The sequence below is a fragment of the Streptomyces marispadix genome, from assembly GCF_022524345.1.
GTDB classification, from domain to species: Bacteria; Actinomycetota; Actinomycetes; order Streptomycetales; family Streptomycetaceae; genus Streptomyces; species Streptomyces marispadix.
Map to the genome: position 1 here is coordinate 4,089,268 of NZ_JAKWJU010000002.1, position 20,619 is coordinate 4,109,886.

The window sequence follows — 20,619 nt, forward strand, 5'->3', positions numbered from 1 at the left end:
CTCCGTAACCGCCGTGCGGACCAGCCGCACGACGCCACTGTCAGGAGCAGAAAGTGAAGCGCAGCAAGGCTTTCCGCAGCGCGGACGCCAAGATCGACCGGGAGCGCCTGTACGCCCCGCTCGAGGCCGTCCGGCTCGCGAAGGAAACCTCCACCAAGAAGTTCGACGCGACCGTCGAGGTCGCCCTGCGGCTGGGCGTCGACCCCCGCAAGGCAGACCAGATGGTCCGCGGCACCGTGAACCTGCCGCACGGCACCGGCAAGACCGCCCGGGTCCTGGTCTTCGCGACCGGTGACCGTGCAGCAGCCGCGGAGGCCGCGGGAGCCGACATCGTCGGCGCCGACGAGTTGATCGAGGAGGTCGCGGGCGGACGCCTGGACTTCGACGCCGTCGTCGCCACCCCGGACCTGATGGGCAAGGTCGGCCGCCTCGGCCGCGTGCTCGGTCCGCGTGGCCTGATGCCGAACCCGAAGACCGGCACCGTCACGCCCGACGTCACCAAGGCCGTCAACGACATCAAGGGCGGCAAGATCGAGTTCCGTGTCGACAAGCACGCGAACCTCCACTTCATCATCGGCAAGGCGTCCTTCGACGACACCCAGCTCGTCGAGAACTACGCCGCGGCCCTGGACGAGATCCAGCGTCTGAAGCCGTCGGCCGCCAAGGGCCGTTACGTGAAGAAGACGTCCATCACCACCACGATGGGCCCCGGGATCCCCGTGGACCCCAACCGCACCCGCAACCTCCTCGTCGAGGAGGACCCCGCGGCCGTCTGAGCGCCCAGCTCGGGCCCGCGGGCCGCGACGTGAGCCGGGCCCCGTCCTCTCCGGAGGGCGGGGCCCGGCTCTGTGTCGCACGGGCGGCCATGTACGGGAGTCATGTCCGGGATAAAGTCCTCTGCGTACATCTCAATCTGCGTACTTCTCAACAAGTGGAAATCCAGGGGGAATCAGATGCGCCAGGCCCGAATCGCCATGCTTGCGGCGGGAGTTGTGATGGCTGCCGGACTCACGGCATGCGGCGGCAACTCCGGGAGCTCGGACTCCGGCTCCGGCGGCGGCTCGAAGGACAAGGAAGGTCTCTCGCCCGCGCAGGTCGCGATCACCGAGCTTCAGCAGGCGTCGAAGAGCACGGAACAGAAGAAGACCGCGAGGGTCGAGGGCGACCAGAGCCAGGGCACCCCGCAGGGTGAGATCTCCACGAAGACCGAGGGCGCCGTGGACTGGTCCGGCGGCGGCACCACCGCGGAGATGACCGTCACGCAGCAGGGCGCGGGCGCCGGCAGCCTGCCCACGAGCGGCAAGCCCATGGACGCCCGCTACACCGAGGACGCGATGTACGTGAACCTCGGCGAGCAGTTCGCCTCCACGGCGGGCAAGGGCAAGCACTGGATGAAGTACGACTACGACAAGCTGGCCGAGCAGACCGGCCCGTCGGGCGCGCTCATCAAGGACCAGATGCAGAACAACAACCCGGCCCGCTCGGTCGATCTGCTGCTGGCGAGCGGCAAGGTGAAGAAGGTCGGCTCCGAGACCGTCAAGGGCAAGAAGACCGACCACTACAGCGGCACCATCGAGGTCGCCGAACTGGCCCGCATGCAGTCGAGGAAGCTCAGCGAGAAGGAACTGGACCAGCTCTCCGACCAGCTTTCGCAGCAGGGCTTCAAGACCGAGAAGGTCGACGTCTGGATCGACGGCGAGGACCTGCTGGTGAAGAAGCAGGAGCGCGCCAAGGGCAAGCACGGCGACCTGGACTCGACGGTCTTCTACTCGGACTACGGCACCGACGTCTCCGTGGAGGCGCCCGCCTCGTCCGACACGGTGCCCTTCGAGGACGCGCTGCCCGGCAGGAGCTGACCGCCGGACGCCGACGCATCCGCGTACCCGTACGGAAGGCCCCCTCCCGGCAACGGATTTGGTGCCGGAGGGGGCCTTCGCGTAATCTCGTACGAAGCCAAAGACCGCTGGTCGTCGTCGTGCTCGGTCAAGAGGGCACGACGGCCGAAGGATCCGCTAGCCGCGGGCGACCCGCGTAGGTGATGAGGAAGCTCCCGAGGACGAGTACGCGTCGTCCCGGTCGAGCCACGCCCCATGCGCCTGCGCTGGGGCGTTTCGTCGTTCCAGCCCCTTCCGAGCGGTCTCATCACCCGGAAGGAGGCCGAGGCTCATGGCGAGGGACCAGGTCGCGCCCGACAAGATCGCCGCCGTTGAGGAGATCACGAACAAGTTCCGTGACTCCAACGCCGCAGTGGTCACCGCGTACACGGGGCTTTCGGTTGCCCAGCTCAAGGAGCTGCGCCGCTCGCTCGGTGAGGACGCCCAGTACCGCGTGGTGAAGAACACACTGACCAAGATCGCGGCCAACGAGGCCGGGATCAACGAGCTGGACGAGTTCTTCACGGGCTCGTCGGCCGTCGCCTTCGTCACCGGTGACCCGGTAGCGGCGGCGAAGGGTCTCCGTGACTTCGCCAAGGACAACCCCGCCCTGGTCATCAAGGGCGGCATCGTCGACGGCGCGCAGTACAGCGCCGACGACCTCAACAAGCTCGCGGAGCTGGAATCCCGCGAGGTGCTGCTCGCCAAGCTGGCCGGCGGCATGAAGGCGTCCATGGCGAAGGCCGCGGCGACCTTCCAGGCCCCGCTGACGAAGTTCGTCCGTACCGCGGACGCGCTGCGCAGCAAGGTCGAGCAGGGCGGTGCCGAGTAATTCGGCTCCCGTCGAGGCCGGGCAGGCACAGGCACCCGGCCACAGCGGGCTCCAAGCCTGACGAACCCGTCGATACGTACACACGGCACCAGCCGGAATAGTGGAAGGACCGCCACCATGGCGAAGCTCAGCCAGGACGAGCTGCTCGAGCAGTTCAGTGACATGACCCTCATCGAGCTCTCCGAGTTCGTGAAGGCCTTCGAGGAGAAGTTCGACGTCGAGGCCGCCGCCCCGGCCGCCGTCGCCGTGGCCGCCCCCGGCCAGGGTGGTGGCGAGGCCGCCGCCGCTGCCGAGGAGCAGGACGAGTTCGACGTCGTCCTCACCGGCGCCGGCGACAAGAAGATCCAGGTCATCAAGGTCGTGCGTGAGCTGACCTCGTTGGGTCTGAAGGAGGCCAAGGAGCTGGTCGACAGCACCCCGAAGCCGGTTCTCGAGAAGGTCGCGAAGGACGCCGCGGACAAGGCTAAGGAGTCCCTCGAGGGCGCCGGCGCCTCCGTCGAGGTCAAGTGATCAACGGGGTCGTGAAGACCCCTCAGCCAGGGGCGATCACCCAGCCGGGTGGTCGCCCCTCGGCGTCTCGGAAGCCCTCACGGACCCCCTCCCGGCAGGCGGGTATGGTGATCTTCGCTGCCGTGGGGCCCTTGACGAACGGCACTTGGCGCGCAATTCTCTGGACGCGCCGTTCGCATCGATCCGGTTTCCGAGGCATGGATCGAGGACGAAGCGGGAAGTGTTGCGGCAAGCACGTTCCGCCCCGACGTACCGAGGCCGTCGGGACGGGCCGCGGCAGAGATGAACAACTAGGGGGGATCCCCTCCCGGAGGACAGATTGCCACCGGCTGGAGGCGGAGACCGGGACCGAGTCCGGTTCCGGAAATCTGCTCTGGACATCAGTGGGCCTTGAGGCTACACTGACCCTTTGCGCTGCCTGTTAGCTGCTCCCTGCCCGTCACCCAGGGGCCACCGGTATGCGCGCAGAGAGTCCGAGCCCTCGGAAGGACCCCCTCTTGGCCGCCTCGCGCACTGCCTCGACTGCCAATTCGAACAATGGCGCCAGCACCGCCCCGCTGCGTATTTCTTTTGCGAAGATCAAGGAACCTCTCGAGGTTCCCAACCTCCTTGCGCTCCAGACCGAGAGTTTTGACTGGCTGCTCGGCAACGAAGCCTGGAAGTCCCGGGTCGAGGCGGCGCTGGAGAGCGGAAACGACGTTCCGACGAAGTCCGGTCTGGAAGAGATCTTCGAGGAGATCTCCCCGATCGAGGACTTCTCCGGATCGATGTCGCTGACCTTCCGCGATCACCGTTTCGAGCCCCCGAAGAACTCGATCGACGAGTGCAAGGAGCGCGACTTCACGTACGCGGCTCCGCTCTTCGTCACCGCCGAGTTCACCAACAACGAAACCGGCGAGATCAAGTCCCAGACCGTCTTCATGGGCGACTTCCCGCTGATGACGGACAAGGGCACCTTCGTTATCAACGGCACCGAGCGTGTCGTGGTCTCGCAGCTCGTCCGCTCGCCGGGTGTCTACTTCGACAGCTCCATCGACAAGACCTCCGACAAGGACATCTACTCCGCCAAGATCATCCCGTCCCGCGGTGCATGGCTGGAGATGGAGGTCGACAAGCGCGACATGGTCGGTGTGCGCATCGACCGCAAGCGCAAGCAGTCGGTGACCGTACTTCTCAAGGCGCTCGGCTGGACGAACGAGCAGATCCTGGAGGAGTTCGGGCAGTACGAGTCGATGCGGGCCACCCTGGAGAAGGACCACACCCAGGGCCAGGACGACGCGCTGCTCGACATCTACCGCAAGCTGCGTCCGGGCGAGCCGCCGACGCGTGAGGCCGCGCAGACACTCCTGGAGAACCTCTACTTCAACCCGAAGCGGTACGACCTGGCCAAGGTCGGCCGGTACAAGATCAACAAGAAGCTCGGCGGCGAGGAGCCGCTGGACTCCGGCGTGCTCACCACCGCCGACGTCATCGCGACGATCAAGTACCTGGTCAAGCTGCACGCGGGGGAGACCGAGTCGACGTCCGCCGAGGGCGACCAGATCGTCATCGAGACCGACGACATCGACCACTTCGGCAACCGCCGCCTGCGCAACGTCGGCGAGCTGATCCAGAACCAGGTCCGCACCGGTCTGGCCCGTATGGAACGTGTCGTCCGTGAGCGGATGACGACTCAGGACGTCGAGGCGATCACGCCGCAGACCCTGATCAACATCCGTCCGGTCGTCGCCTCCATCAAGGAGTTCTTCGGCACCAGCCAGCTCTCGCAGTTCATGGACCAGACGAACCCGATCTCGGGTCTCACCCACAAGCGCCGCCTGTCGGCGCTCGGTCCGGGTGGTCTGAGCCGTGAGCGGGCCGGCTTCGAGGTCCGTGACGTGCACCCCTCGCACTACGGACGTATGTGCCCGATCGAGACGCCGGAAGGCCCGAACATCGGTCTGATCGGTTCGCTCGCCTCGTACGGGCGCGTCAACGCGTTCGGCTTCGTGGAGACGCCGTACCGCAAGGTGGTCGACGGCGTCGTCACCGACGAGGTGCACTACCTGACGGCCGACGAAGAGGACCGCTTCGTCATCGCGCAGGCGAACGCGCCGCTCACCGAGGAGATGCGCTTCGCCGAGGACCGGGTGCTGATCCGCCGCCGTGGCGGCGAGGTCGACCTGATCCCGGGCGACGACGTGGACTACATGGACGTCTCGCCGCGCCAGATGGTGTCGGTCGCGACGGCCATGATCCCCTTCCTCGAGCACGACGACGCCAACCGCGCGCTCATGGGGTCGAACATGATGCGGCAGGCCGTGCCGCTCATCAAGGCCGAGGCGCCGCTGGTCGGCACCGGCATGGAGTACCGCTGCGCGGTCGACGCCGGTGACGTCATCAAGGCCGAGAAGGACGGTGTCGTACAGGAGGTCTCCGCGGACTACGTCACGGTGGCCAACGACGACGGCACCTACACCACGTACCGCGTCGCGAAGTTCACGCGCTCCAACCAGGGCACCTCCTTCAACCAGAAGGTGCTCGTCGACGAGGGCTCCCGGGTGATCGAGGGCCAGGTCCTCGCCGACGGCCCGTCCACCGACGAAGGCGAGATGGCGCTCGGCAAGAACCTGCTGGTCGCCTTCATGCCCTGGGAGGGCTACAACTACGAGGACGCGATCATCCTCAGCCAGCGCCTGGTGCAGGACGATGTCCTCTCCTCGATCCACATCGAGGAGCACGAGGTCGACGCCCGTGACACCAAGCTCGGCCCCGAGGAGATCACCCGGGACATCCCGAACGTCTCCGAGGAGGTCCTCGCCGACCTCGACGAGCGCGGCATCATCCGCATCGGCGCCGAGGTCGAGGCGGGCGACATCCTGGTCGGCAAGGTCACCCCGAAGGGCGAGACGGAGCTGACCCCGGAGGAGCGCCTGCTGCGTGCGATCTTCGGCGAGAAGGCCCGCGAGGTACGTGACACCTCCCTGAAGGTGCCGCACGGCGAGACCGGCAAGGTCATCGGCGTACGCGTCTTCGACCGCGAGGAGGGCGACGAACTGCCCCCGGGCGTCAACCAGTTGGTGCGCGTCTACGTGGCGCAGAAGCGCAAGATCACCGACGGTGACAAGCTCGCAGGCCGTCACGGCAACAAGGGCGTCATCTCCAAGATCCTCCCGGTCGAGGACATGCCGTTCCTGGAGGACGGCACCCCGGTCGACGTCATCCTCAACCCGCTGGGCGTCCCGTCCCGTATGAACCCGGGACAGGTGCTTGAGATCCACCTGGGCTGGCTCGCCTCCCAGGGCTGGAACGTCGCGGGCATCGACGAGGAGTGGGCGCGGCGCCTCCAGCAGATCGGCGCCGACGACGTCTCCTCGGGCACCAACGTGGCCACCCCGGTCTTCGACGGTGCGCGCGAGGACGAGATCGCGGGCCTCTTCCAGGCCACGGTGCCGAACAGGGACGGCGACCGGATGGTTCTGCCCTCCGGCAAGGCGCACCTGTTCGACGGCCGCTCCGGCGAGCCGTTCCCGGACCCGATCTCGGTCGGCTACATGTACATCCTCAAGCTGCACCACCTGGTCGACGACAAGCTCCACGCCCGCTCGACCGGTCCGTACAGCATGATCACCCAGCAGCCGCTGGGCGGTAAGGCACAGTTCGGTGGCCAGCGCTTCGGTGAGATGGAGGTGTGGGCCCTGGAGGCGTACGGCGCCGCGTACGCACTACAGGAGCTGCTCACCATCAAGTCCGACGACGTCACCGGCCGCGTGAAGGTCTACGAAGCCATCGTCAAGGGCGAGAACATCCCCGAGCCGGGCATCCCCGAGTCGTTCAAGGTGCTCATCAAGGAGATGCAGTCGCTCTGCCTCAACGTGGAGGTGCTGTCCTCGGACGGCATGTCCATCGAGATGCGTGACACGGACGAAGACGTCTTCCGCGCGGCGGAAGAGCTCGGTATCGACCTGTCCCGGCGCGAGCCGAGCAGCGTCGAAGAGGTCTGACGGGTCTGGCCGGGACGCGATCGCCAGGCGTTCCGGCCTCCCCCTCGGCCCTGGGGGCCTGGAGGCGACCCCTCCAAACCCCGCTCAGACCATTCATCGACACAACCCTGAGAGGGATTGACGAGAGTGCTCGACGTCAACTTCTTCGACGAACTGCGGATCGGCCTGGCCACCGCTGACGACATCCGTCAGTGGTCGCACGGCGAGGTCAAGAAGCCGGAAACCATCAACTACCGCACCCTCAAGCCCGAGAAGGACGGACTCTTCTGCGAGAAGATCTTCGGTCCGACCCGGGACTGGGAGTGCTACTGCGGCAAGTACAAGCGCGTCCGCTTCAAGGGCATCATCTGTGAGCGCTGCGGTGTCGAGGTCACCCGCGCCAAGGTGCGCCGTGAGCGGATGGGCCACATCGAGCTTGCCGCGCCCGTCACCCACATCTGGTACTTCAAGGGCGTCCCGTCGCGCCTGGGCTACCTGCTGGACCTGGCTCCGAAGGACCTGGAGAAGGTCATCTACTTCGCGGCGTACATGATCACGTACGTCGACGAGGAGCGCCGCACGCGCGACCTGCCCTCCCTGGAGGCGCACGTCGGCGTCGAGCGTCAGCAGATCGAGCAGCGCCGTGACTCCGACCTGGAGGCGCGCGCCAAGAAGCAGGAGTCGGACCTGGCCGAGCTCGAGGCCGAGGGCGCCAAGGCCGACGTACGCCGCAAGGTGCGCGAGGGCGCCGAGCGCGAGATGAAGCAGATCCGCGACCGCGCGCAGCGTGAGATCGACCGTCTCGACGAGGTGTGGTCCCGCTTCAAGAACCTCAAGGTCCAGGACCTGGAGGGCGACGAGCTGCTCTACCGCGAGCTGCGCGACCGCTTCGGGACCTACTTCGACGGTTCGATGGGCGCCGCCGCGCTCCAGAAGCGCCTGGAGACATTCGACCTCGACGAGGAGGCGGAGCGGCTCCGCGAGATCATCCGTACCGGCAAGGGCCAGAAGAAGACCCGGGCGCTGAAGCGCCTCAAGGTCGTCTCGGCCTTCCTCCAGACCAGCAACAGCCCCAAGGGCATGGTGCTGGACTGCGTGCCGGTGATCCCGCCGGACCTGCGTCCGATGGTGCAGCTCGACGGTGGCCGCTTCGCGACCTCCGACCTCAACGACCTGTACCGCCGCGTCATCAACCGGAACAACCGCCTCAAGCGGCTTCTCGACCTCGGTGCGCCCGAGATCATCGTGAACAACGAGAAGCGGATGCTTCAGGAGGCCGTCGACGCGCTGTTCGACAACGGCCGCCGCGGCCGGCCCGTCACCGGGCCCGGCAACCGTCCGCTGAAGTCGCTGTCCGACATGCTCAAGGGCAAGCAGGGCCGCTTCCGTCAGAACCTGCTGGGCAAGCGCGTCGACTACTCGGCCCGTTCCGTGATCGTCGTCGGGCCGCAGCTCAAGCTGCACCAGTGCGGTCTGCCGAAGGCCATGGCGCTGGAGCTGTTCAAGCCGTTCGTGATGAAGCGCCTGGTCGATCTCAACCACGCGCAGAACATCAAGTCGGCGAAGCGCATGGTCGAGCGCGGCCGTACGGTCGTCTACGACGTGCTGGAAGAGGTCATCGCGGAGCACCCGGTGCTGCTCAACCGTGCACCGACCCTGCACCGCCTCGGCATCCAGGCCTTCGAGCCGCAGCTCGTCGAGGGCAAGGCCATTCAGATCCACCCGCTCGTGTGCACCGCGTTCAACGCGGACTTCGACGGTGACCAGATGGCCGTGCACCTGCCGCTCTCCGCGGAGGCGCAGGCCGAGGCCCGCATCCTGATGCTGTCCTCGAACAACATCCTCAAGCCGGCCGACGGCCGGCCGGTGACCATGCCCACGCAGGACATGGTGCTCGGGCTGTTCTTCCTCACCACCACCGAGGAGCAGCGCGAGACCGTCGGCGACGGCAGGTCGTTCAACTCCACCGCCGAAGCGATCATGGCCTTCGACGCCGGGGAGCTGTCGCTCCAGGCGGAGATCGACATCCGCTTCCCGATCGGTTCCGTACCGCCGGCGGACTGGACGCCGCCGCTGCCGGAGCAGGGCGAGCCCGAGTGGCAGCCCGGCGACGGCTTCCGGCTGCGTACGACGCTGGGCCGCGCGCTCTTCAACGAGCTGCTGCCCGAGGAGTACCCGTACGTCGAGTACTCGGTCGGCAAGAAGGAGCTCTCCCAGATCGTCAACGACCTGGCCGAGCGCTACCCGAAGGTCACCGTGGCGGCGGCGCTGGACAACCTCAAGTCGGCCGGTTACTACTGGGCGACCCGCTCCGGCGTCACCATCGCCATCTCGGACGTCGTCGTCCCGGACGCCAAGCCGGAGATCATCGCCGGTTACGAGGCGCAGGACGAGAAGGTCCAGAAGCAGTACGAGCGCGGTCTGATCACCAAGGACGAGCGCACGCAGGAGCTCATCGCGATCTGGACGAAGGCGACCAACGAGGTCTCCGAGGCGATGAGCGACAACTTCCCGAAGACGAACCCGATCTTCATGATGGTCGACTCGGGCGCCCGAGGGAACATGATGCAGATGCGTCAGATCGCCGGTATGCGCGGTCTGGTGTCCAACGCGAAGAACGAGACCATCCCGCGGCCCATCAAGGCGTCGTTCCGTGAGGGTCTCTCCGTGCTGGAGTACTTCATCTCCACGCACGGTGCCCGTAAGGGTCTCGCGGACACCGCTCTGCGTACCGCCGACTCCGGTTACCTGACGCGTCGTCTCGTCGACGTCTCCCAGGACGTGATCATCCGCGAGGAGGACTGCGGCACCGACCGCGGCCTCAAGCTGGAGATCGCGGCCAGGGGCGCGGACGACGTGCTGCGCAAGGCCGCGGACGTCGAGACCAGCGTGTACGCGCGCTGCCTCGCCGAGGACATCGTCGTGGACGGCAAGGTGCTGGCCCCGGCGGGCACCGACCTGGGCGACGTGCTCATCGACGAACTGGTGCGGCACGGCGTGGAGACGGTCAAGACCCGATCCGTGCTCACCTGCGAGTCGGCGGTCGGCACCTGCGCCATGTGCTACGGGCGTTCGCTGGCCACCGGCAAGCTCGTCGACATCGGCGAGGCCGTCGGCATCATCGCGGCCCAGTCGATCGGTGAGCCCGGCACCCAGCTCACGATGCGTACCTTCCACACCGGTGGTGTGGCCGGTGACGACATCACGCAGGGTCTGCCGCGTGTGGTCGAGCTGTTCGAGGCCCGTACGCCCAAGGGCGTCGCGCCGATCTCCGAATCGGCGGGCCGGGTCCGTATCGAGGAGACGGAGAAGACCAAGAAGGTCGTCGTCACCCCCGACGACGGCTCGGACGAGACCTCGTACGCGGTCAGCAAGCGCGCCAGGCTGCTGGTGGGCGAGGGCGACCACGTCGCCGTCGGCCAGGCGCTGACCGTGGGTGCCACCAACCCGCACGACGTGCTGCGCATCCTCGGCCAGCGCGCGGTCCAGGTGCACCTGGTCGGCGAGGTCCAGAAGGTCTACAACTCCCAGGGCGTCTCGATCCACGACAAGCACATCGAGATCATCATCCGGCAGATGCTGCGCCGTGTGACGATCATCGAGTCCGGCGACGCGGAGCTGCTGCCGGGCGAGCTGGTGGAGCGTACGAAGTTCGAGGGTGAGAACCGCAGGGTCGTGGCGGAAGGCGGCCACCCGGCCTCCGGCCGTCCGCAGCTCATGGGCATCACCAAGGCTTCGCTGGCCACCGAGTCGTGGCTGTCGGCGGCGTCCTTCCAGGAGACGACCAGGGTCCTCACGGACGCGGCGATCAACGCCAAGTCCGACTCCCTGATCGGCCTCAAGGAGAACGTCATCATCGGCAAGCTCATCCCGGCCGGTACGGGCCTGTCCCGTTACCGCAACATCCGGGTGGAGCCCACCGAGGAGGCGAAGGCCGCGATGTACTCGGCCGTCGGCTACGACGACATCGACTACTCGCCCTTCGGCACCGGCTCCGGCCAGGCGGTCCCGCTGGAGGACTACGACTACGGTCCGTACAACGCCTGATCAGAGTCATAGCTCTGCTACAGAGGGCGGCCGTCCCTACCGGGGCGACCGCCCTCTGTGCATGATGACTCGGAGGGGGTGGTGCGGATGCTCGCGGGGAACGCCGACCGGGACCGGGCGGGAGACGTACTCAAGGCCGCGTACGCGGAGGGCCGGCTGACCAAGGACGAGTACGACTACCGCGTGGGGCGTGCCGTGGCCGCCCGCACGATCGAGGAGCTCCAGCAGCTCACGGGGGACGTGCCCAACGGGCCGAGCGCGGTGCCGCCGACCTTTCAACGTCCCCCGGGGCAGGGCCAGTTGGTGCCTTTCCAGCCGCAGCCGCCCGTCCCCTACGCCGTTCCACGGCGACCGCACAACAGCACGGCGACGGCCGCGCTCGTCTGCGGCATCGGGGCGCCGGTCTTCACGCTGATCACCGCCCCGATCGTGTACGGGCTTCATGCGCCGTACCTCTTCTGGCTCGGTGCCGCGCCCGGAGTGATCCTCGGTCACAAGGCGCGGGTCGAGGTCAGACGTACGAGAGAGCGGGGCGAGGGCTCGGCGATGGCGGGGCTGCTGCTGTCCTATGTGGCGCTGGTGCTCAGCGGGCTGGTGACCTTGCTCGTCTCGGTTCCCTGACGGGCGCTGCCGGGCCGCCGGTCCGGGCCCGCGGCCAGGGGTTTTCGTACCTCGTGGTCGGCGTGGAGGCTTGTTTTGACCGGGGACGACGCGAGTAGGTACGCTCTGACCTTGTGCCTGGGGTGCCCCCTGCGCTCTCGTAAGCGGTCAGACGCTCGGGAAGCGCGGCCGGCGGCACCGGATCTGCATGCTTCTCACCCGAGGGGTATCCGCCTTCACGCGGGACTTTGCAGCCTTCGACACGCCCGACCTCGTGGGTCGGGAGAGTGGCCCAGGTTAGCTTTACCGAGACGGCACACAGAAACCGGAGAAACGGTGCCTACGATCCAGCAGCTGGTCCGCAAGGGCCGGCAGGACAAGGTCGAGAAGAACAAGACGCCCGCACTGGAGGGTTCGCCCCAGCGTCGCGGCGTCTGCACGCGTGTTTTCACCACCACCCCGAAGAAGCCGAACTCGGCCCTGCGTAAGGTCGCGCGTGTGCGTCTGACCAGCGGGATCGAGGTCACCGCCTACATTCCGGGTGAGGGCCACAACCTCCAGGAGCACTCGATCGTGCTCGTGCGTGGCGGCCGTGTGAAGGACCTGCCGGGTGTTCGCTACAAGATCATCCGCGGCTCCCTCGACACGCAGGGCGTCAAGAACCGCAAGCAGGCTCGCAGCCGCTACGGCGCCAAGAAGGAGAAGTAAGCATGCCTCGTAAGGGCCCCGCCCCGAAGCGCCCGGTCATCATCGACCCGGTCTACGGTTCTCCTCTGGTGACCTCCCTCATCAACAAGGTGCTGCTGAACGGCAAGCGCTCCACCGCCGAGCGCATCGTCTACGGCGCCATGGAGGGCCTGCGGGAGAAGACCGGCAACGACCCGGTCATCACCCTCAAGCGCGCGCTGGAGAACGTGAAGCCGACCCTCGAGGTCCGCTCGCGGCGCGTCGGTGGCGCCACCTATCAGGTTCCGGTCGAGGTCCGCCCCGGCCGTTCCTCCACGCTCGCGCTGCGCTGGATCGTGGGGTACTCCCGCGCCCGCCGCGAGAAGACCATGACCGAGCGTCTTCTCAACGAGCTGCTCGATGCCTCCAACGGGCTCGGTGCCGCCGTGAAGAAGCGCGAGGACACTCACAAGATGGCCGAGTCCAACAAGGCCTTCGCGCACTACCGCTGGTAGTCGCAGACCCCATCGAGACCGAGAGAAGACTGAAGCCTTATGGCTACCACTTCACTTGACCTGGCCAAGGTCCGGAACATCGGGATCATGGCCCACATCGACGCGGGCAAGACGACGACCACCGAGCGGATCCTGTTCTACACCGGTCGCAGCTACAAGATCGGTGAGGTCCACGACGGCGCTGCCACGATGGACTGGATGGCCCAGGAGCAGGAGCGCGGCATCACGATCACGTCTGCCGCGACGACCACTCACTGGCCGCTCAACGACGTCGACTACACCATCAACATCATCGACACTCCCGGCCACGTCGACTTCACCGTCGAGGTGGAGCGTGCGCTGCGTGTGCTCGACGGTGCAGTGACGGTGTTCGACGGTGTGGCCGGAGTCGAGCCGCAGTCCGAGACCGTCTGGCGCCAGGCGGACCGGTACGGCGTTCCGCGCATCTGCTTCGTCAACAAGCTGGACCGCACCGGCGCGGAGTTCCACCGCTGCGTCGACATGATCGTGGACCGCCTCGGTGCGGTGCCGCTGGTCATGCAGATCCCGATCGGGACCGAGGCGGACTTCAAGGGCGTCGTGGACCTCGTCAAAATGAAGGCGCTGGTCTGGTCGCCCGAGGCGAAGATGGGCGAGATGTACGACACCGTCGACATCCCGGCCACGCACGCCGAGGCAGCCGACGAGTGGCGCGGCAATCTGCTCGAGGCCGTCGCGGAGAACGACGAGGAGATGATGGAGCTGTACCTCGAGGGCCAGGAGCCCACCGAGGACCAGCTCTACGCGGCGATCCGCCGCATCACCCTCGCCTCCACCGGCGCCGAGGGCACCACCACGGTGACCCCCGTCTTCTGCGGAACGGCGTTCAAGAACAAGGGCGTTCAGCCCCTGCTCGACGCCATCGCCCGCTACCTCCCGTCCCCGCTGGACGTCGAGGCGATCGAGGGTCACTCCGTGAAGGACCCGGAAGAGGTCCTGAAGCGGAAGCCGTCCGAGCAGGAGCCCATGTCGGCCCTCGCGTTCAAGATCGCGAGCGACCCGCACCTGGGCAAGCTCACCTTCATCCGGGTCTACTCCGGCAGGCTGGTCACCGGCTCGCAGGTGATGAACTCGGTGAAGGGCAAGAAGGAGCGCATCGGCAAGATCTACCGGATGCACGCGAACAAGCGTGAGGAGATCGAGTCGGTGGGTGCCGGCGACATCGTCGCTGTCATGGGTCTCAAGCAGACCACCACCGGCGAGACCCTCTGCGACGCGGGCAACCCGGTGATCCTGGAGTCGATGGAGTTCCCGGCTCCCGTGATCGAGGTCGCGATCGAGCCCAAGTCCAAGGGCGACCAGGAGAAGTTGGGCGTCGCGATCCAGCGGCTGGCCGAGGAGGACCCGTCCTTCCAGGTCAAGACCGACGAGGAGACCGGCCAGACGATCATCGCGGGCATGGGCGAGCTGCACCTTGATGTGCTGGTCGACCGCATGAAGCGCGAGTTCAAGGTCGAGGCCAACGTCGGCAAGCCGCAGGTGGCGTACCGAGAGTCGCTCCGCAAGACGGTCGACAAGGTCGACTACACCCACAAGAAGCAGACCGGTGGTTCCGGTCAGTTCGCGAAGGTGCAGATCGCCGTCGAGCCGCTCGAAGGTGACGGCTACGAGTTCGTCAACCAGGTCACCGGTGGCCGCATCCCGCGGGAGTACATCCCGTCCGTGGACGCCGGCTGCCAGGAGGCCATGGAGTTCGGTGTGCTGGCGGGCTACCCGCTGACCGGTGTCCGCGTGACGCTGCTCGACGGTGCCTTCCACGACGTCGACTCCTCGGAGATGGCGTTCAAGATCGCCGGTTCGATGGCGTTCAAGGACGCTGCACGGAAGGCGAGCCCGGCGCTGCTGGAGCCGATGATGAAGGTCGAGGTCACGACGCCCGAGGAGTACATGGGCGATGTGATCGGCGACATCAACTCCCGTCGTGGCCAGGTTCAGTCAATGGACGACAGGGGTGGCGCCAAGCTCGTCACCGGCCTGGTCCCGCTGTCGGAGATGTTCGGTTACGTCGGAGACCTGCGAAGCAAGACCTCCGGCCGTGCCAACTACTCCATGCAGTTCGACTCCTACGCCGAAGTTCCCAAGAGCGTGGCCGAGGAGATCATCGCGAAGGCCAAGGGCGAGTAACACCGCGTTTCTCAACCCTTAGGCTGGAGCAAAGGCATTCGGGGCACTCCGGCGCAGAACGTGCGGTTTCGTTCGGCTGCGCCGGGTCTCCGGCCGCCAGCCCCCCAAGCGAACTGGTCAAGGGCATCCCCCTCGGGGTCCTGACCGGTTCATAACGACCATCTGAACCCCTCCGCAGAATGTGGAGGGTGTACAGCACCAGTCCACAGGAGGACCCCAGTGGCGAAGGCGAAGTTCGAGCGGACTAAGCCGCACGTCAACATCGGCACCATCGGTCACATCGACCACGGTAAGACCACTCTTACCGCGGCGATCACCAAGGTGCTGCACGACAAGTACCCGGAGCTGAACGAGGCTTCCGCGTTCGAGAACATCGACAAGGCGCCCGAAGAGCGCCAGCGCGGAATCACGATCTCCATCGCGCACGTCGAGTACCAGACGGAGAACCGTCACTACGCTCACGTGGACTGCCCGGGTCACGCGGACTACATCAAGAACATGATCACCGGTGCGGCGCAGATGGACGGCGCCATCCTCGTGGTCGCCGCCACCGACGGCCCGATGCCGCAGACCAAGGAGCACGTCCTCCTGGCCCGCCAGGTCGGCGTCCCGTACATCGTGGTCGCCCTCAACAAGGCGGACATGGTGGACGACGAGGAGATCATGGAGCTCGTCGAGCTCGAGGTCCGTGAGCTGCTCTCCGAGTACGAGTTCCCGGGCGACGACGTTCCCGTCGTCAAGGTCTCCGCGCTCAAGGCCCTTGAGGGCGACGCCGAGTGGGCCGACTCCGTCGCGAAGCTCATGGACGCCGTCGACGACGCGATTCCGAACCCGGAGCGCGATGTCGAGAAGCCGTTCCTGATGCCGATCGAGGACGTCTTCACCATCACCGGCCGCGGTACGGTCGTCACCGGCCGCATCGAGCGCGGTGTGCTGAAGGTGAACGAGAACGTCGACATCATCGGCATCAAGGAGCAGAAGACCTCGACGACCGTCACCGGTATCGAGATGTTCCGCAAGCTCCTCGACGAGGGCCAGGCCGGTGAGAACGTCGGTCTGCTCCTCCGCGGCATCAAGCGCGAGGACGTCGAGCGCGGCCAGGTCATCATCAAGCCGGGTTCGGTCACGCCGCACACGGAGTTCGAGGGCCAGGCGTACATCCTGTCGAAGGACGAGGGTGGTAAGCACACCCCGTTCTTCAACAACTACCGCCCGCAGTTCTACTTCCGTACCACCGACGTGACCGGCGTCGTGACCCTCCCCGAGGGCACCGAGATGGTCATGCCGGGCGACAACACCGAGATGAGCGTGCAGCTCATCCAGCCCGTCGCCATGGAAGAGGGCCTGAAGTTCGCCATCCGTGAGGGTGGCCGCACCGTGGGCGCCGGTCAGGTCACGAAGATCATCAAGTGACCTGTACACCTTGAGCGTTGCCCGGTCGTGAGGCCGGGGGAGGGCCCGTACGACTCCGGTCGTACGGGCCCTCCGTGCTGTGCGGGGGGCCGCCCTTGGACCGGCCGATTCCGTGACCGAGAGAGGAATAGTTCATCCTTCAACAAGGTTGGGGCTGGTGCAAGCACCGCGAACCTTGGAGGAAGCCATGACCACCACGAACGACTACGCCGCGCTGACCGGGGACTACGACCTCGACCCCGCCCACACACGCATCGGTTTCGTCGCACGCCACGCGATGGTGACCAAAGTCCGCGGCGCCTTCAACGACTTCACCGGCACCGCCCACATCGACGGTGAGAAGCCCGAGCAGTCGTCGGTCGAGCTGGTCATCAAGGCCGAGAGCATCGACACACGCAACCCCGACCGCGACTCGCATCTGCGGAGCAACGACTTCCTGAAGATGGAGGAGTACCCCGAGATCGTCTTCCGGTCCACAGGGGTGCGGCAGAGCGGCGACGACGAGTTCGAAGTCACCGGTGACCTCACGATCAAGGGTGTGACCCGGCCGGTCACCGTCCCGTTCACCTACGAGGGCCAGGCCACCGATCCCTTCGGGAACAGCCGTATCGGCTTCGAGGGCACCACCACGATCAACCGTCAGGATTTCGGCGTGAGTTGGAACGCCGCACTGGAGACCGGCGGATTCCTGGTGAGTGACAAGGTCACGCTGGAGTTCGAGGTCTCGGCCGTCAGGAAGGGCTGACCGACAGCGCGAGTACGCCGGCCCCACATCGTGAGCCACAAGAGATCACGGTGTGGGGCGGCTCGTGCGGGGGTGATCCCGGTCGCATCGGACCGTCGGCGTGGTCCTCTACGATGGCCGGGTCGGCGCGCACCTCTTACGAGGGCGCGACCCTCTTCGCCCAGGAGCGACCCCATGCTGCGCACCATGTTCAAGTCCAAGATCCACCGGGCCACCGTCACCGAGGCCGATCTGCACTACGTGGGTTCGGTCACGGTGGACGCCGAACTCATGGACGCCGCCGACCTGTTGCCCGGCGAGCTGGTCCACATCGTCGACATCACCAACGGCTCGCGCCTGGAGACGTACGTCATCGAGGGCGAGCGCGGCTCCGGCGTCATCGGCATCAACGGCGCCGCCGCCCATCTGGTGCACCCCGGCGATCTCGTCATCCTGATCAGCTACGCGCAGGTCGACGACGCGGAGGCGCGGACGCTGCGCCCCGCCGTCGTACATGTCGACGCGGACAACCGGATCGTCGGCCTCGGTACCGATGCGTCGGAGCCGGTGCCCGGCGGTGACGCGGCTCGCAGCCCGCGGGCGGCGCAGGTGCCGGAGCCGAACTCGGTATCTCCGGCGTCCTCGGGGGCATCGGTGTCCGGGGCGTCACCGGCGCCCGCGCCGTCCGCAGCGTCCATGGCGGGCTGACTCCGCGGCGGGTGCCCTGACCCGGTCCGGCCCGCTCCGGCCTGCGCCGCAGCCGCCGCTCAGCTCAGGTCGAGCACCAGCTTCCCGGCCGTGCGCCCCGTCTCCCCGACCTCGTGGGCCTTCGCCGCGTCCGCCAGCGGGAAGGTGCCCGCGATGACCGGGCTGAGGCTGCCCGCCTCGGCGAGCGCCGCGACAGCGCTCATGCCCGCGTGGTCGGCCTCGACGAGCATCACCTCCGCACGTACCCCCAGGCGCGCCGCCTCCTCGGCCAGGGCTTCGGGCTCCTCAAGGGTGATCGACACCAGCGTGCCACCGCTGCGGAGCGTGCGCAGCGAGCGGGTGCGATGGTCCGTGCCCCCGACGGTGTCGAGTACGACGTCCATGTCCCGTGCCACGTCGGCGAAGTCGCTCTCCCTGTAGTCGATCAGCTCGTCCGCGCCGAGGCCGCGCAGCATCTTGTGCTTGCCGGAGCTGGCCGTACCCGTCACATGTGCGCCCCTCGCCTTGGCGATCTGCACGGCCAGATGCCCGACGCCGCCTGCCGCCGCGTGGATCAACACCCGCTGCCCGGAACGCAGTTCGGCCGTGTCGACGAGGGCCTGCCAGGCGGTCAGCGCCGCGAGAGGTACGGCGCCCGCCTCCACGTGGCCGAGCTGTGCGGGCTTACGGACAAGGGCACGTGCCGGCGCGAGGACGTACTCGGCGTGTGACCCGGCGCCGTGTGGATAGGGCAGCATCCCGAACACCTCGTCGCCCGGCTTGTGCACGGTGACGCCCAGCCCGGTCGCCTCGATCACCCCGGAGACGTCCCAGCCGAGTACGAACGGCGGGCTGCCCAGGAAGGCCCCGTAGCGACGGTGCTTCCAGTCCGTCGGGTTGACGCCTGCGGCGCGCACCTTCACGAGCACCTGACCGGGGCCCGGCTGCGGTCGTTCCAGTTCCACTTCCTTCAGCACGCCGGGTTCGCCCAGCTCGTCCTGGCTGATGGCGCGCATGGCGCCGGATGTCTCGGTCTGTCTCATGCACTCAGGCTGTCGCGACAGGTCATCATCGGCAATGGCAGAATCGCCAGCCTTCGATAGGATCGTGCCATGCATCGCGTGGTGGTCCTGGCCCTGGACGGCGTCTATCCCTTCGAACTCGGCATCCCCCACCGGGTGTTCGGGTCGGCCGGCGGTCGCTACGACGTGGTCACGTGCAGCGTCGACGGTCGCCCCGTACGCAGTGATTCCGACTTCGCCGTCGACGTCGGGCACGGCCCGGAGGCGCTGGCCACAGCCGACACGGTGGTGATCCCTCCCTTCGACATCTCCCAGGCCACCGCGGAGCTGACCGAGCCGGTCGCCCGCGCCCTCGAACTGATCCCCTCCGGCGCCCGCATCGTCTCCATCTGTACGGGCGCCTTCGTGCTGGCCGCCGCCGGGCGCCTCGACGGCCGCCGGGCCGCGACCCACTGGGCGCTGGCCGCCGACTTCCGCCGTCTCTTCCCCGCCGTAGAGCTCGACGCGGACGTGCTGTTCATCGACGACGGGGACGTGCTGACCTCCGCCGGCGCCGCCTCCGGCATGGACGTGTGCCTGCACGTCGTACGCAACGATCATGGCGCCGCGCTGGCGAACCGGGTGGCACGGCTGTGCGTCGTACCCCCGTGGCGGGACGGCGGTCAGGCCCAGTACATCGAGCACCCCGTGCCCGAGACTCCGGACGCGGGCACCTCCGCGACCAGGCAGTGGGCGCTGGAGCGGCTCCATCTGCCGCTGACGATGGCCGACTTGGCGGCGCACGCGCAGATGAGCCTGCGTACCTTCGCCCGCAGGTTCCACGACGAGGTGGGCACGAGTCCGGGCCGCTGGGTCATCCAGCAGCGGGTGGCCAGGGCGCGCCATCTGCTGGAGAGCAGCGATCTGTCCGTGGATCAGGTCGCGGCGCGGGCCGGGTTCGCGACGGCCGCCTCGCTGCGTCAGCATCTTCAGGCGGCGATCGGCGTCTCGCCGCTCGCGTACAGGCGTACGTTCCGTACCGCGGACCGGGTGCGGGCGACGTCCGGGCGCTGAAACGTATGCGCGAGACATGTGTCTGTGTCATGCTTTGTCGATGACGACGCTGACCGCGAACTGGCTGGGCGCACTGACCGTCGGCCTCGGTGATCTGCTCGACCGGACGCTGCGGCAGACATCGGGGCTGGACCCCGCGGGAGTCGCCGCGGTCCTCACCGTCAGGGCCCGCCCCGGGCAGTCCGTCTCCGAACTGGCCGAAACCCTCGGCATGACGCACTCCGGCTGCGTACGCGTGGTGGGACGGCTGGCCGATTCGGGACTGCTGGTCCGCGGCCCCGGCCCCGACGGCCGTACGCGCGGGCTGAACCTCAGCGACGCCGGGGACGCCGCGGCCGACGAGATGCTGCGCGCCCGCCGGGAAGCGCTGAAGAGCGTCGTCGACGGACTGACCGAGGCGGAGGCCGCCGGTCTGGAGCGAGCGCTCAAGGGGCTGCTCCCACAGCTCGCCGGCGACCGTACGGAGGCCCGCCGCGTATGCCGGCTGTGCGAGCACGCCGTCTGCCGCGGTGAGGACTGCGTCGTATCGACCGCCGCCGGACGCTGAGAGG

General features: G+C 67.4%; 15 protein-coding genes and 1 pseudogene. 15 read left to right on the top strand and 1 reads right to left on the bottom strand.

All coding sequences use genetic code 11. From position 1 onward, the window contains the following. Positions 1 to 53 precede the first annotated feature (53 nt). The 13 genes and pseudogenes from rplA to panD all read left to right on the top strand — a co-directional run. Positions 54 to 776, top strand: coding sequence for a 50S ribosomal protein L1 (gene rplA / locus MMA15_RS17155; protein WP_241060822.1), 723 nt, complete (start codon positions 54 to 56; stop codon positions 774 to 776). Between the two features lie 177 nt (positions 777 to 953). Continuing rightward, entirely contained in the window at positions 954 to 1,856 is a 903-nt protein-coding gene (locus MMA15_RS17160; RefSeq protein ID WP_505016612.1) for an SCO4651 family lipoprotein, read from the top strand. A 310-nt stretch (positions 1,857 to 2,166) separates the two neighbouring features. After that, on the top strand, positions 2,167 to 2,706 hold the full coding sequence (rplJ, locus tag MMA15_RS17165; protein ID WP_241060825.1) for a 50S ribosomal protein L10: 540 nt from the start codon (positions 2,167 to 2,169) through the stop codon (positions 2,704 to 2,706). 117 nt (positions 2,707 to 2,823) lie between these two features. Then, complete coding sequence (gene rplL, locus MMA15_RS17170) at positions 2,824 to 3,216, top strand: 50S ribosomal protein L7/L12 (protein ID WP_241060827.1); 393 nt, start codon at positions 2,824 to 2,826, stop codon at positions 3,214 to 3,216. Positions 3,217 to 3,713: 497 nt separating this feature from the next. Continuing rightward, positions 3,714 to 7,199 carry a DNA-directed RNA polymerase subunit beta gene (rpoB, locus tag MMA15_RS17175; protein WP_241060829.1) on the top strand — a complete coding sequence of 1,162 codons (3,486 nt, stop codon included), beginning with the start codon at positions 3,714 to 3,716 and terminating at the stop codon, positions 7,197 to 7,199. Positions 7,200 to 7,325: 126 nt separating this feature from the next. Beyond that, the gene (locus tag MMA15_RS17180; protein WP_241063253.1) at positions 7,326 to 11,225 is read left to right on the top strand and encodes a DNA-directed RNA polymerase subunit beta'; all 3,900 of its coding nucleotides are present in this window, start codon (positions 7,326 to 7,328) and stop codon (positions 11,223 to 11,225) included. 57 nt (positions 11,226 to 11,282) lie between these two features. Next, the gene (locus MMA15_RS17185; RefSeq protein ID WP_241060831.1) at positions 11,283 to 11,846 is read left to right on the top strand and encodes a DUF1707 and DUF4190 domain-containing protein; all 564 of its coding nucleotides are present in this window, start codon (positions 11,283 to 11,285) and stop codon (positions 11,844 to 11,846) included. Positions 11,847 to 12,161: 315 nt separating this feature from the next. Further along, positions 12,162 to 12,533, top strand: a complete 372-nt coding sequence (gene rpsL, locus MMA15_RS17190; RefSeq protein ID WP_003948652.1) for a 30S ribosomal protein S12 — start codon at positions 12,162 to 12,164, stop codon at positions 12,531 to 12,533. Positions 12,534 to 12,535: 2 nt separating this feature from the next. Next, positions 12,536 to 13,006 (top strand): 30S ribosomal protein S7, encoded by a 471-nt coding sequence (gene rpsG / locus MMA15_RS17195; protein WP_028433241.1) that lies wholly within the window; start codon positions 12,536 to 12,538, stop codon positions 13,004 to 13,006. A gap of 39 nt (positions 13,007 to 13,045) precedes the next feature. Next, complete coding sequence (fusA, locus tag MMA15_RS17200; RefSeq protein ID WP_241060833.1) at positions 13,046 to 15,169, top strand: elongation factor G; 2,124 nt, start codon at positions 13,046 to 13,048, stop codon at positions 15,167 to 15,169. 219 nt (positions 15,170 to 15,388) lie between these two features. Further along, on the top strand, positions 15,389 to 16,582 hold the full coding sequence (gene tuf, locus MMA15_RS17205) for an elongation factor Tu (RefSeq protein WP_241060835.1): 1,194 nt from the start codon (positions 15,389 to 15,391) through the stop codon (positions 16,580 to 16,582). Between the two features lie 187 nt (positions 16,583 to 16,769). Further along, positions 16,770 to 17,327 (top strand): YceI family protein, encoded by a 558-nt coding sequence (locus MMA15_RS17210; RefSeq protein ID WP_241060836.1) that lies wholly within the window; start codon positions 16,770 to 16,772, stop codon positions 17,325 to 17,327. A gap of 174 nt (positions 17,328 to 17,501) precedes the next feature. Next, a pseudogene (panD, locus tag MMA15_RS17215) lies at positions 17,502 to 17,909 on the top strand (aspartate 1-decarboxylase); the annotation flags it as partial. Between the two features lie 164 nt (positions 17,910 to 18,073). Here the strand turns inward: panD and MMA15_RS17220 are convergent. Further along, positions 18,074 to 19,036, bottom strand: coding sequence for an NADP-dependent oxidoreductase (locus MMA15_RS17220; protein WP_241060837.1), 963 nt, complete (start codon positions 19,034 to 19,036; stop codon positions 18,074 to 18,076). 69 nt (positions 19,037 to 19,105) lie between these two features. Between MMA15_RS17220 and MMA15_RS17225 the strand changes: the two genes are divergently transcribed. Further along, entirely contained in the window at positions 19,106 to 20,068 is a 963-nt protein-coding gene (locus MMA15_RS17225; RefSeq protein ID WP_241060838.1) for a GlxA family transcriptional regulator, read from the top strand. A 40-nt stretch (positions 20,069 to 20,108) separates the two neighbouring features. Then, on the top strand, positions 20,109 to 20,615 hold the full coding sequence (locus MMA15_RS17230) for a MarR family winged helix-turn-helix transcriptional regulator (RefSeq protein ID WP_241060840.1): 507 nt from the start codon (positions 20,109 to 20,111) through the stop codon (positions 20,613 to 20,615). Positions 20,616 to 20,619 lie beyond the last annotated feature (4 nt).